The 12,340-nt window shown below is 72.7% G+C and carries 11 protein-coding genes; 5 read left to right on the top strand and 6 right to left on the bottom strand.

What is annotated here, in order from left to right; genetic code table 11:
• Positions 1-4: 4 nt before the first annotated feature.
• The gene (locus AB0G50_RS09560; RefSeq protein WP_360104383.1) at positions 5-1,189 is read right to left on the bottom strand and encodes an MFS transporter; all 1,185 of its coding nucleotides are present in this window, start codon (positions 1,187-1,189) and stop codon (positions 5-7) included.
• 38 nt (positions 1,190-1,227) lie between these two features.
• A complete protein-coding gene (gene mdlC / locus AB0G50_RS09555) occupies positions 1,228-2,802 on the bottom strand; it encodes a benzoylformate decarboxylase (RefSeq protein WP_360104380.1) in 1,575 nt (524 codons plus the stop codon).
• Positions 2,803-2,901: 99 nt separating this feature from the next.
• Between mdlC and AB0G50_RS09550 the strand changes: the two genes are divergently transcribed.
• Positions 2,902-3,792, top strand: a complete 891-nt coding sequence (locus AB0G50_RS09550) for a LysR family transcriptional regulator (protein WP_360104377.1) — start codon at positions 2,902-2,904, stop codon at positions 3,790-3,792.
• Between the two features lie 197 nt (positions 3,793-3,989).
• A complete protein-coding gene (locus AB0G50_RS09545; RefSeq protein WP_360104374.1) occupies positions 3,990-4,763 on the top strand; it encodes a CPBP family intramembrane glutamic endopeptidase in 774 nt (257 codons plus the stop codon).
• On the opposite strand, the gene AB0G50_RS09540 is transcribed toward AB0G50_RS09545, so the two are convergent.
• The gene (locus tag AB0G50_RS09540) at positions 4,760-5,437 is read right to left on the bottom strand and encodes a hypothetical protein (RefSeq protein WP_360104371.1); all 678 of its coding nucleotides are present in this window, start codon (positions 5,435-5,437) and stop codon (positions 4,760-4,762) included. The genes AB0G50_RS09545 and AB0G50_RS09540 overlap by 4 nt on opposite strands.
• 352 nt (positions 5,438-5,789) lie before the next feature.
• Here AB0G50_RS09540 and AB0G50_RS09535 point away from each other — a divergent pair, with 352 nt between their 5' ends.
• Positions 5,790-6,407 carry a papain-like cysteine protease family protein gene (locus AB0G50_RS09535; protein WP_360104691.1) on the top strand — a complete coding sequence of 206 codons (618 nt, stop codon included), beginning with the start codon at positions 5,790-5,792 and terminating at the stop codon, positions 6,405-6,407.
• 12 nt (positions 6,408-6,419) lie between these two features.
• Positions 6,420-7,220: a hypothetical protein gene (locus AB0G50_RS09530; protein ID WP_360104368.1), complete on the top strand. Its 801-nt coding sequence runs from the start codon at positions 6,420-6,422 to the stop codon at positions 7,218-7,220.
• Here the strand turns inward: AB0G50_RS09530 and AB0G50_RS09525 are convergent.
• Positions 7,166-8,134: an XRE family transcriptional regulator gene (locus AB0G50_RS09525; protein ID WP_360104365.1), complete on the bottom strand. Its 969-nt coding sequence runs from the start codon at positions 8,132-8,134 to the stop codon at positions 7,166-7,168. The genes AB0G50_RS09530 and AB0G50_RS09525 overlap by 55 nt on opposite strands.
• A gap of 449 nt (positions 8,135-8,583) precedes the next feature.
• Positions 8,584-9,399 (bottom strand): AAC(3) family N-acetyltransferase, encoded by an 816-nt coding sequence (locus AB0G50_RS09520; RefSeq protein ID WP_360104362.1) that lies wholly within the window; start codon positions 9,397-9,399, stop codon positions 8,584-8,586.
• Positions 9,400-9,499: 100 nt separating this feature from the next.
• Between AB0G50_RS09520 and AB0G50_RS09515 the strand changes: the two genes are divergently transcribed.
• Positions 9,500-9,976, top strand: a complete 477-nt coding sequence (locus AB0G50_RS09515; RefSeq protein WP_360104359.1) for a hypothetical protein — start codon at positions 9,500-9,502, stop codon at positions 9,974-9,976.
• 37 nt (positions 9,977-10,013) lie between these two features.
• Here AB0G50_RS09515 and AB0G50_RS09510 read toward each other — a convergent pair whose 3' ends face one another.
• Complete coding sequence (locus AB0G50_RS09510; RefSeq protein ID WP_360104356.1) at positions 10,014-12,320, bottom strand: HEAT repeat domain-containing protein; 2,307 nt, start codon at positions 12,318-12,320, stop codon at positions 10,014-10,016.
• Between the last annotated feature and the right edge of the window lie 20 nt (positions 12,321-12,340).

The following is a 12,340-nucleotide window of genomic DNA, read 5'->3' as shown; positions in this document are numbered from 1 at the left end:
GTGCCTACAACGACCGCGCTTCCGCCGGCACGTTACGCAGCACCAACACCGCGGCCAGCCCCAGCACGGCCACCGCGGCGAAGAAGTAGAAGCCCCACGGGTAGGCGACGCCTGCCGTCACCAGGGCTCCGGTCAGGAACGGGCCGGTGATGGAGCCCAGGCGGCCGACGGCCGAGGTCAGGCCCAGGGCGGTGCCGCGCGTGGACGTCGGGAAGGACTCCGTGACGTGGCTGTAGATCAGCACCTGCGCGGAGAAGACGAAGACGCCGGTCAGCAATACCAATGCGTTCAGCAGGAGGGCGTTGCCCACGCGCAGGCTCAGCGCGGCCAGCAGCACGGCCGACGCGGCGAACCACAGGACCGCCACGCGCCTCGTGCCGAACCGGTCCGCGATGAGGCCCGCCAGGAGGAGGCCCACGACGCCGCCCACGTTGAGCAGGAGCAGCAACGTGATCGACGTCGACAGCGGGTAGCCGGCGGTGGTCATCAGCTGCGGCAGCCAGGTGTTCAGGCCGTACACCAGCAGCAGGCCCATGAACGAGCCGACCCACACCGCGATCGTCGTGCGGCGGAACCGGCCGCCCAGCACCTCGCGCACCGTCACGCGCTCCCGCGACGCGGCCAGGTACGCGGTGGACTCGGGCAGGCGCCACCACATCAGCGGCAGCACCAGCAGGCCCGCCAGGCCGCCGCCGTAGAACAGCACCTCCCAGTGCGAGGCGAAGACCAGCGCCAGCACGGACGTCAGCACCGCGCCCACGTGGTAGCCGGTCATGGTGATCGTGCTCGCGCTCGCCCGGCGGGAGGACAGGCTCTCCGCCATCGTGGTCAGCGCCACCGGCATCACCGCGCCCAACCCCAACCCGGCCAGGAAGCGCAGCACGCCGAACGTCGCCACGTTCGGCGCCAGCGGCAGCACCAGGGTGAACACCGAGAACAGCGCGACCGAGCCGAGCAGCACCGACCGCCTCCCGCGCCGGTCGGCCACCGGGGCCAGGAACCCCGCCCCGACCGCGACCCCGACCAGTGACGCGGTCGCCACCGCGGTCGCGCCGGCCGGGGTGAAGCCGAGGTCGTGGGTGCGCAGCAGCGTCGGGATGGCCGCGCCGAGCGCCACCAGGTCGTAGCCCTCCAGCAGGACGGCCAGCCAGCAGAGCGCGGCCGTCCACGCGGTCCGGTCGGGAGACATCGTCGTTTCCCCTCACTGCCGCCTGTCGACGGCTGCCGTCAGTCCGGTGTGGTCGGCTGGGTGTCCACCTGGATCAGCCGCGGCCCGTCCGCCGGGGCCTTCAGCCGGGAACGCAGGTCCTCCACGTCGGTCACGGTCACGGCGGGCACGCCGTAGCCCTCGGCGATGGAGGTGAAGTCGAGCCCCGGGATGTCGACGCCCGGCGCGTCCGGCGTGCCGAGCAACCCGGCGAACCAGCGCAGCGCGCCGTAGGTCCCGTTGCGCAGGATCACGAACGTCACCGGAACCCGGTGCTGTGCGGCGGTCCACAACGCGGTGACGCCGTAATTGGCCGACCCGTCGCCGACAACGGCGACGACGGGCCGGTCGGGCCGGCCGAGTCCGGCGCCCACCGCCGCCGGCAGCCCGAAGCCGAGGCCACCGGACGCCGGGAACAGGTAGGAGCCGGGTCGACGCAGGTCCATCTGCCGCCACCACGAGCCGTTGGTGGAGGTGGACTCCACCACGTACCGCGTGTCGTCGGCCCCGGTGTCGCGCAACGCGGCGAACACCTGCTCCGGGTGCAGCGCGCCCTCGCCCACCGCCGGTTCCGGGTTCGGCGTGAACGGCCGTTCGACGCGCCGGGACGGGAGCCCGGCCAGCAGCGCCTCGATCACCGCGCCCGGGTCGGCCACCAGCGCCTCGCCGAACGGTGCCCGGGCCGCCGCGCCCGCGTCGTCGGTGACCTGGACGAGCGAGCAGCCTGCGGGCAGGTACTCCCCCGGCACGTGCTGGTGGTAGCGGAACACCGGCGCCCCGAGCACCAGCACCAGGTCGTGGCCCTCGAACGCGCGGGCCACGCCGGCGATGGCGGCCGGCAGCACGCCCCTGGCCAGCGGGTGCCGGTTGGGGAAGGGCAGCCGGTGCGGCGAGGGCGCGACCCACGTGGGCAGGTTCAGGTGCTCGGCCAGCGCCACCGCGCGGTCGAACAGGCCGTCCGCGTCGATGTCACCGCCCAGCACCAGCACGGGGTTGCGCGCCTCGCCCACCCGGTCGACCAGTTCGGCCGACACGGCCTCGGCCGGGACGAGCCCCCGTCGCACGTCCCGGCCGAGTGTCACGGCGGCCGAGGAGTCGAGCTCCACGTCCCAGTCGTCGTAGGGGACCGACAGGTAGGTCGGCCGACGGCGCAACTCCGCCTCGAACACGGCCTGGGCGAGCGACCTCGGCACGTCGCCCGCGCACGTCGGCTCACCGGCCCACCCCACCAGCGGCTTCATCAGCTGCGCCGCGTCGACGTTGGCGAGCATCGCCTCCATCCCGACCGCCGACCGCACCTGCTGGCCGGCGGTGAGCACGAGCGGCGACCGCGAGTAGACCGCGTTGGTCAGCGCGCCCATCGCGTTGCCCGAGCCGGAGGCCGAGTGCAGGTTGACCAGCACCGGCTTCCCGGTCACCTGGGAGAACCCGTCGGCCATCCCGACCACGACGCCCTCGTGCAGCCCCAGCACGTAGCGGAACGACTCGGGCAGCTCGGTGAGGAAGGGCAGCTCGTTCGAGCCGGGGTTGCCGAAGATCGTCGTCAGACCGCGACGCTCCAGGAACTCGTGGACGATCCGGCGGACGGTCGGCATGGGGTCACTCCCTGGAGACGGCGGGTGACTACGGACCCTAGGGACCCGGCCGGGGTGTGTTCCAATAAATGTTGGCGACCACCGGAATAGATGGGCTCGATGATGCGGGACTTCGACCTGAACCTGGTGCGCACGTTCGTGCTGCTCTACGAAACGCGCAGCGTCACCGCCACCGCCGAGGCGATGCACCTCACCCAACCCACGATCAGCTACAGCCTGCAAAAACTCCGCCGCCGCTTCGAGGACCCGCTGTTCCGCCGGGCCGGCGGCACGCTCGTGCCCACGACCACCGCGAGCGACCTCTACGAGCCGCTGCGCCTTGCGCTGTCCGGCATCGAGGCGGCGGTCAGCGGCGCGCACGCGTTCGACCCGACCGCGCACCACCGGTTCACGCTGTGCCTGTCCGACCTGGGCGAACTGGCCCTGCTGCCGCTCGTGCTGAGCGCACTGGCGACCCACGCGCCGAACGTGACGCTGACGATCCGCCCGCTGGACGTGACCGACGCCGCCGACCAGCTCGGCCGGGGCGACATCGACGCGTTCATCGCGTCACCGATGCTCAGCACACCCCGGGTGGCCCGCGTGCCGCTGTTCGCCGAGGGCTACCTGGGCCTGGTGTCGAACGGGCACCCCCGGCTGCGCGGCGAGGTCGACCTGCCCGCGCTGGCCGCGGAACGCCACATCGCGGTGTTCGGCCCGACCGGCCACGACGGCCCGCGCAAGGCGCTGGAGGCGCACGGCCTGCTGGACCGGGTGGCCGTGGAGATCACCCGGTTCGCCACGCTGCCGTACCTGGTCCGCGACTCGGAACTGGTCGCGATGGCGCCGCGGCTGATCGCGGACCTGTTCGCCGACCGCCACGACGTCCGGCTGTTCGACCTCCCGCTGCACGTCGAACCGGTCCAGGTGTCGATCTACGCCCGGCACTCGCACGCGCGCAGCCCGGCGCAGCGCTGGCTGGTCGACTTCCTGCGCGCCACCCTCACGTGACCGCCGAGTCGCCCCACGCGGTCCACTCCACGTCGGCCTCGGTCAGCCCGAACGCGGCGAGCACCCGCTCACCGACCTCGTCCCCCTTCCGGCCCGGCCGGTGTGCCCGAACGGCTCCGAATGGCGGGTCGCGACCCGGGCACGCAGAATCCGGCCTACTGGTCGGCACGCGGGCCCGAGTCGGACGGAGTTCCCCGATGGGCGAGCACTCGGTGGTCAAGGCACCCGCCAGGAACCTGTCGGTGTGGGGGTACGTCGCCGTCGTCGTGGCGTACCTGGTGGTCGTGCAGGGGTCGAGCCTGTTCCTCACCCGCGACCTCGACTCGGAGTACGCCGCGCCGACCACCGTCGACGCGGTGTGGCGCTCGATCACCGTGCCGGTCGGGCTGTCGCTGCTGGTGGTGGTCGGCGTGGTGACCGCGCTCGGCTGGTGGCGGCCGGTGCTGGTGGACGACAAGCCCGTGCGACCGTGGGTGATCGCGGTGCCGACGATCATGCTCGCGGCGATCGTGCTCGGCACGAACTACGCGGGCCTGGCCGACCGCGGCCTCGGGTTCACCGCGCTCCTGCTGATCGGCGCGCTGTTCGTCGGCTTCGCCGAGGAGGGCATGTTCCGCGGTCTGGGCCTGACCGCGTTCCGCCGCAACGGGTTCAGCGAGGGCAAGGCCGCCCTGTGGTCCACGGTGATCTTCGGGCTGGCGCACGCCACCAACGTGATCAGCGAGGGACCGGGTTCGTTCGTCCAGGTCCTCGTCGCCGCCCTGTCCGGGTACTTCCTCTACCTCGTGCGCCGGCGCAGTGCCGGACTGCTGCTGCCCGCCGTGGTGCACGGCCTGTGGGACTTCTCGCTGATCTCCGCCTCCGTCGTGCCGGGCAAGGGCTACTTCGGACCGGTGCTGAACATCCTCGCCCTGGTCGTGCTCACGGTGCTCGTGCTCGTGCGCCGGCACCAGGTCGAGCCCGCCCGCTAGTCGCGACCCGCGAACAGGTCCACCAGCGGGTCCCAGCGGCTGCGCCGGCCGGGCGGGAACCGGCGTTCGGCCTTGGCGCGCTTGGCCGAGCCCGGCGGGTAGCGCCACCGCGCCCACGGCGAGCCCGGCCGGGCGACGCGGCACGTGGCCACGATCGCGAGCAGCGGCACGAACAACCCGCACACGCCCAGCAGCGTCCGTCCTTTGAGGATCGCGGGCACCGCGAACAGCAGGTTCACCGCCACCACGACCACGCCCGCCACCGGGCCGTCCGCCGGGTCGTCGTCGAACGGCGAGAACCCGGCGAGCAGCAGCAGCCCGATGACGACCGCGACGAGCACCGCGTCCACCGACCGGCGGCCCTCCGGACCCCAGTACACGTCGTCCAGTCGCAGCCACAGCGCGAACTCGTCCAGCGTCAGCGCCGCGCCGACGCCGAACCCGACGGCGGTCGCGTCGGCCCAGCCGTCCGCCGGCCGGAACACCAGCGCCGTCGCGCCGGTGATCAGCAGCAGGAAGATCCCGAACACCTGGTGGTGCAGGTGGACGCCGCCGACCGACAGGTCCCGGAACGGCCCGCGCCCGGCCCGGATCAGCCGCGTGACCAGCCTGGTCACGAGGAAGGTCACCACGAACGCGCCGAGCGTCCACGCGACGACGGACCGGTCTGCCACCGGTCCACTCTCGCACCGCGCGCCCGGATCGGCAGCCCGTCGTTCACACCGCGGTGAACGGGTGGTGAACGTTCTCGGCCGGCGGGTGATCCGGGTGGTTCGGGAACGCCGGAGGACCAGAAAGTCCGCCGTTCTCCGGCCGATGAACCGGCGGTGAACGATCACAGGGTCGCCCGAGCCGGACGAGCGGCCGTTGTCCGCGAGGGGACGGGGAGCGCACGGTGATGCCGGCCGGTCCGCACACGAGCGGTCGGTCGACGTGTATTCGTCTCCCTCCCCTGCAAGGAGAATACTCGTGGAGTGGACATCCCTACGGCGGACGCTTCCCTGTGTGGCCGCCGTCGCCACCGCCCTGACGGCCTCGGTCGCGTTCTCGACCCCGGCCGTCGCGGCGTCCGACCAGAACCCCAACGGTCTGGTCAAAACCGCGGAGCACCACCAGATCAAGGAGGTCGCACCGGCACGCGCGTCGTTGAACGCCGCGCCGCTGGCCGCCAAGAAGTTGAACTACAGCCAGCAGGTGCAGTCGCAGAACCAGTGGTGCTGGGCCGCTGACGGGTCCAGCATCGAGCAGCTGCTGGGCGGCACCGCCAGCCAGCAGACGTTCTGCGCGGCGGGCAAGGGCACGTCCGCGGGCTACTGCCCGAACCAGGCCGCGCAGATCTCCGAGATCGTGCGCGGTTTCCGCGGCACCGGGTTCAACGCCCAGGACGCGGGCGGTCCGATCAGCTTCTCCTCCATCACGAAGCAGATCGACGCGGGCATCCCGAACCTGACCGGCATCTACTGGACGTCGGGCGGCGGGCACGCCGAGGTGATCTACGGGTACGACTCGGCGAACCAGTCGATCCTGGTCGGCGACCCGTGGCCGACCTACCAGCGGTACCAGACCTGGGCGTACAACCAGTACACCAGCAACAGCCGGTTCCGCTGGAACGACACCATCGTGAACATCACCAAGGCGCGATAAGGGGTTGCGGTCGTGATCTGCCGGAAATTGGCCGCGTTCGTCGCGGTGCTGGTCGTCCTGGTGTTCCCCGGTTCGCCGGCCTCGGCGCGCGAGGCGGTGCCGCCACCCTCTCCGGCGGACTTCGCCGCCGCGCTCGACGCCGCGAACCAACCGGCGGCGATCAGCTTCGCGAAGACCAATTTCCGGCAGGTCCACGGCGCGGAACCGGCCACCGTCGCGGTGGCCGACCACGGCGTGGCCGCGTACGTGCTGAACCCGGCGTTCGTGCGCGGTGACGCGGGCGCACCCGCCGGGGTGTTCCAGTACATCGCGGTCACCGCCACCGCCGACGACGGCAACCGGGCGACCCTGCGCGCCAACCCCGAGGGCGGCGGGCACTGGTCGGTCGGCAGCGTGTTCTCCGGCGACGACGAGGAAACCCTGAGCAAGCGCCTGCGCCCGGACTCGGTGCTGCTCAACGAACCCCAGATCAACGGGTGGTACGAGCTGACCCCGACCGGCGTCGTACTGCTCCAGGCGAGCCTGCCGCAGTCCGAGGTCGGCGGCTTCCTGCCGCTCGCGGAGTACCAGAAGCAGGTGAAGTCCCGCTACGGCGACAAGCTGCCGGGCTCGGACTACGAGAAGGAGCACGGGATCGGCTTCGCCCAGCGCGAGATCGCGCCCCCGGCCACGTTCTCCGGTCCGTCCACGACGACGCTCGCCCTGCTGATCGCGGGCGGCGTGCTGGTGCTCGGGTTCGCGGCGGTCGTGGTGTGGCGCTACTCCCAGAGGAAGTCGACGCCCGCGATCGACGGGTCGACCGAGCCGAAGTAGGCGCAGGCGAACCCGTCGGCGCCGCACAGCAGCCGTTCGCTGACCGTCGGCGCGAGCCCCTCGCGCGGCCGCTCGACCCGCGTGCAGCGGACCGGCAGCGCCGCCGGGTCGAAGTGCAGCCGAATCAGGTAGGCCTGCATCGGACCTCGGACCACCCGGTAGAACGTCGGTGTCCGGGCCGGGGTGGTGAACACCAGGGTGGACGTGAACACGTGCACGTCGCCCTCGGTGAGCCGGCGGTCGAAGAGCAGCTCGAACACCATCCCCGCCGACGACGGCTGCCTGCGCACCCGTCCGACCCGACACCCCTCGCCGGCCAGCACCCGCGCCGTCGCGATGTCGTCCGGCGCCTCGGCCTGGTGGGTCACCACGAACCCGTCGGGCCCGGGCCGCCGCGCCCGCACCGCCATGGTGGACACCAGCTCCGAGATCCCGCCGTCACCGGTCAGCCGGACCTCGTCGAACACGGTCACCACGTCCAGCTCGGAGTTGCACGGCACGCCGGACACGCCGTCGAACTCGCCCAGCAGCACCCCGGTGCGCGTCCAGCTCTCGCTCAGCTCGGGGATCGACGCGACCCGCCGGTCCAGCTCGTGGTGCGGCGCCGGGCCGACCAGCACGACGAGGCTGTCCTCCGGCAGCCGGAGCACCCGTTCCAACGCGCGCACGGTGTCCAGCGCGCGCGGCGCGGCGGGGTGCCGGAGTCCCCGCTGCCAGTAGCTCAAGGTCGACTGCGCGATCGCGACGTCGTGCGACTTCAGGTGGGCGCACACCCGGGCCAGCGAGAGGCCTCGGCGGCGGATGGCCTCGGCGAGCGCCCGCGAGAACGGGCCGTACCTCAGCGCGTGGGCCAAATCCCCCGGCGACGCGGAATCCGCCCGGTCACGCCCGACCACCTGGATCTCATGACGCATGCACATACCTCACGCGGCAAAGTCAGGGCGGCCCGGCATCCGGTGATCACGACCCACGCACTGTAGGCACGAGGTGGCGGAACGGCCAACCTACCAAAGTCGGATGGCCCGCGGTCGAGGTCCCGCCCAAAAAGGCACAAAACCACTTAATGAGACATTTCGAATGACCGTTCCGGTGCTCGCGGCGGATTCCCGGATACCGCTCGCCGGGCTGCGGCACGGTGCCGGCCGCGGGGGCTCGGAGCCACGTTCGCGACGCCGGTGGTGGCCGTACCGGTCGTCGCGGCCCACCTCCGGGGCCGGGTGACCGCGGCCCGACCACGCGTCGCGGGCGAACCCGAGACCGTCACGCCCGCCGTCGTGGGCTGCTCGCCGGGGCTCGGCCTCGACCACCAAGTGCTGCTGCCGGCGCCGCGGTGCGGGTCGCGTGCCCGCCGGCCACCGAGGACTCACCAGATCGGGCCGCCGGCGATGAAGTCGTTGCAGCGCAAGCAGTCTTCGTCCGGGCAGTGGGTGATGGCCGGGTCCGCCGCGATCGCCTCCGTCGCCGCGTCGAGCACCGCGCCCGCCGAGAACGCCTGCCACGTCGAGGCGCCGACCGCCGTGACCCGGGCCAACGGCGCGAGGACCGGCTCCAGGCGGGTGAAGCCCACCGAGCACGACCCGACCTCGACCGCCGTCACCTCGCCGTCGTGGTCCAGCGCCCACCGCGCGAGCAGCCGCCGTCCCGACCGCTGCTCGGCCAGGTGGATCGCGGTCATGGCGTCCACGCCCACGCCGACGAGCAGCACCACCCCGTCGCGTTCCGCCAGCGCCCGGATCGGCGCGTACACGTCCTTCGGCCCCTGCTCGCCGACGAGGTCGCCCGCGAGCGGACCGACCGCCGCGAACGAGTTCAGCGGGTGGTCGCCGCGCCGGGCGTCCAGCCGGCGCAGCAGCACCGCCGGGAACACGCCCAACTCCTCGTTGACCAGCCCGCACCCGACGTCGTACCCGGGACCGTCCGGGACGCCGGGGTCGGCGGGCACGTCGGCGTAGTCGAACCCGTTGCGCGCGGGGCGCGGTGCGGCGGGCGGGTCGACCTCGAACTGCGGCTCGGTGAACGACGGCACGAGCACCGTGCACCCCCGCCCCAACAGCACGTCCAGCAGCAGGTCGGCGTCCACCGCCTCGCCGAACGACCGCAGCGCCGCGTGCACCAGCACCGGCCTCCCGCTCACCGCGACCTCGTCCACGGCCTCACCCAGCCGCTCGACACCGATCATCGACACGCCTCCTCGTCCGCCGCACACCGTACGCGTCGACCACCCGCACCCGGCGCGCCGCGGACGCCCCGTGCAAAATACGAGCATCGATCGTTTTCGCATGCTGGAGGCACTGGTGGCAGGCAAGCCCAACGACCTGGAGAACGCGGCCCGCGCCACCTTCGCCACCCTGGACGACCAGCCCGCACCGGTCCGCCACGACCAGGGCGGCACCCACGAACCCGCCGACCGCTACCTGCGGGTCCTCCGCGCCTCCCGGATCATCGCCGCGACCGACGCCTACGCCCAGGCCGTCGTCGCCCTGCTCGCCGAACGGGGCGTCGAGGCCACCGCCTGGCAGGTCCGGGTCGACCCGGCGCTGGGCGCGGACCAGGTCATGGCCCTGCGCACCACCGTCGACGGCCAGGACGCCCTCGTGCCCCTGCACCCGCACGCCACCACGCTGCGCGCCTTCCCCGTCGACACCCCCGTCGACCTGACCGGCGTGGCGCCGCTGGCCGTGATCGACCTCCCCACCACGGCCGCGTGGACCGACACCGCCACCGCGGCCACCGCCCTGGCGGCCCGCACGGGCTGACGATCCGGCGTCGGACCGGGGACGAGGTCGGCGCGGGTCAGGCGTCCACGCGGTGGAAGGCTCCCGCCACGTCCAGCGCGACCCGTGCCGCCCGCCGCGCGGCCTCGGTCTGCTTGACCTTCTTGTCCACGGTCATCTCCTCGTCGCCGAGGTCGCTGACGCACTTGAGCATCGCACCGCCGACGAAGTCCTTCACCTTGAACGCCTCCCAGATCGCGTGCAGCACCCCGTGCGCCTCGGTTTCCACCCCGCCGATGTCGGTGGACAACCCGAGCAGGCGGGCCCGCAGTGCGGAGTCCTTCCAGGCGATCACCTTCTCGCCGCTCACGAAGTCCTTCACCAGCAGTTGCCCACCGCCGAGGGACTCGTCCAACCTGCCCCGGGCGTCGAGCCTGGTGACCAACCGCAGCACCTGCTCGTCCGTGCGGTACACCTGCGGTCGCAGGCCGTCGCCCTCGGGTCGCACCTTCTCCGGCCCGTAGTCGAACACCTCCCGCGCGACCAGCACGTCGTTCACCGACACCCCGCGCTCGCCGAACCCGCCGCACACCCCGGCCAGCAGCACGAGGTCCGGCCGGAACGCCGACAGCAGGTCGCGCGTCACCGCCGCCGCGGACTGACCGCCCTGGTCGGTGGCCTGCGTGGTCACCACGCGGACCGGCGGACGGCCCTCGGAGGCCAGTTCGAACACGTCGTAGTACCGCCCGTCGCGCTGCGCCTCGACCGGGCGGACGCCGCGCTCGTCGAGCACGTGGAAGAGCGCCTTGGTCTCCACCGGCACTGCCGTGAGCAGGGCGACGTGGTATTCGTCGCCGTTCCTGGGTGCGGTCACCTCGAACCTCGACTTCTGGTGGCGGAATCCGGCGAGCACCGCCTCCGGGTTGCCGGAGAAGGACTCGACGTCGGCTTGGACACGGCGGCGCTCGGCCAGGAACTCCCGCTCGGCGGCCAGCGCCCGTTCCAGGTTCGGGTTCTCCACCGGCCCGTCGTCCAGGAGCTGCACGAGGCGGGAGAACACCCGGTCGGCGACCGGCAGGGGAAGCAGGCGCAGCTGGGTCAGGGGCGGGATGACCGTCGCCCACCGGGTGTCCTTGTGCGCCAGCAGGCGCGCGACACTGGGGAGCAGCGCCTCGGTGTAGTCCGGGCGGTCGACCGCGGCGCGCACGACGGCGGTCGCCGCGACACCGCACACGCCCGCGTCGGTGTCCCGGGGTCGCCCGTCCTCGCGCGGCAGCTCGGGCGCGATGATGAACTTGATCAGCTCGACGTCCGCCTGACCCGCCCGCGCCAGACCTTCCAGGGCCGTGGTGCGGTTCATCCGATCCCGGTCCTCGCGGATCACCCCGACCAACCACTCCTTCGCGCTCCGCTCGATTTCCCGGTGGGCCACCAGGTCCACGATGGCACCGCGCAGTGCGCGCGCGGGCTGGTTCTTGGCACCGACCTTGAGCCGGTCGGCGACCGCCATGATCCACGCTTCGGGCCCCGTGTCCAGGTGGCCGAGGGAGCCCACGGCACTGCGCCGCGTCCACAGGGTCTCCTTCGGATCGCGGATGGTCGTCCGCAGCACCTCCGCCGCCGCCGGGTCGCCCAGGAGCCCGAGGGCGTTCGCGGCCGTGCCGCGGACCGGACCGGAGACGTCGCGCACGAGCGCGTCGGTGAGGGGCGCCAAGGCGCCGGGGGCGTGGACGCGACCGAGGGCGTTGGCCGCCGAACCGCGGACGTAGTCGTCGGCGTCCTCGGCCAACGCGACCGCCAACGCCTCCACCGCGTCGGGATCACCGACGAGCCCGAGCGCGTTCGCCGCCGAACCGCGGACGTTGGCGTCGGGGTCACCGGCGAGCGCCACCGTCAACGCCGGAATCCCGCGCGGATCCCTGATGCGCCCCAACCCGTTCGCCGCCGAACCGCGCACTCCCGCGTCGCGGTCCTCGGCCAACGCGACCGCCAACGCGTCCACCGCGCCAGGATCGCCGATGAGCCCCAAGGCGTTCGCCGCCGAACCCCTCGTGTACGCCTCGCCGTTCTCCACCAACGCGACGATCAACGCCGGCACCCCGCGCGGATCCCTGATGTGCCCCAACGCGTCCGCCGCCGAACCACGCACACCGGCCTCCGCGTCACCGGCGAGCGCCGCCACCAACGCCGGCACGGCGTCCACCCGGCCGATGAGCCCCAAGGCGTTCGCGGCCGAACCACGAACACTCCCCTCCACGTCACCGGCCAACGCGACCGCCAACGCCCCCACCGCACCAGGATCACCAATCAACCCCAGGGCCTTCGCGGCCGAACCACGAACACTCCCCTCCACGTCACCGGCCAACGCGACCGCCAACGCCCCCACCGCACCAGGATCACCAATCA

This window comes from Actinosynnema sp. NPDC020468 (assembly GCF_040642015.1).
Classification (GTDB): Bacteria; Actinomycetota; Actinomycetes; order Mycobacteriales; family Pseudonocardiaceae; genus Actinosynnema.
The sequence above is the reverse complement of the archived record's forward strand: the minus strand, read 5'-3'. Positions and strand labels throughout refer to the sequence as shown.

Coding starts and splice junctions, on each gene's coding strand:
- AB0G50_RS09515 (WP_360104359.1), top strand. CDS start 9,500: ATGCTGGAGGCACTGGTGGCAGGCAAGCCCAACGACCTGGAGAACGCG.
- mdlC (WP_360104380.1), bottom strand. CDS start 2,802: ATGCCGACCGTCCGCCGGATCGTCCACGAGTTCCTGGAGCGTCGCGGT.
- AB0G50_RS09545 (WP_360104374.1), top strand. CDS start 3,990: ATGGGCGAGCACTCGGTGGTCAAGGCACCCGCCAGGAACCTGTCGGTG.
- AB0G50_RS09560 (WP_360104383.1), bottom strand. CDS start 1,189: ATGTCTCCCGACCGGACCGCGTGGACGGCCGCGCTCTGCTGGCTGGCC.
- AB0G50_RS09525 (WP_360104365.1), bottom strand. CDS start 8,134: ATGCGTCATGAGATCCAGGTGGTCGGGCGTGACCGGGCGGATTCCGCG.
- AB0G50_RS09520 (WP_360104362.1), bottom strand. CDS start 9,399: ATGATCGGTGTCGAGCGGCTGGGTGAGGCCGTGGACGAGGTCGCGGTG.
- AB0G50_RS09550 (WP_360104377.1), top strand. CDS start 2,902: ATGATGCGGGACTTCGACCTGAACCTGGTGCGCACGTTCGTGCTGCTC.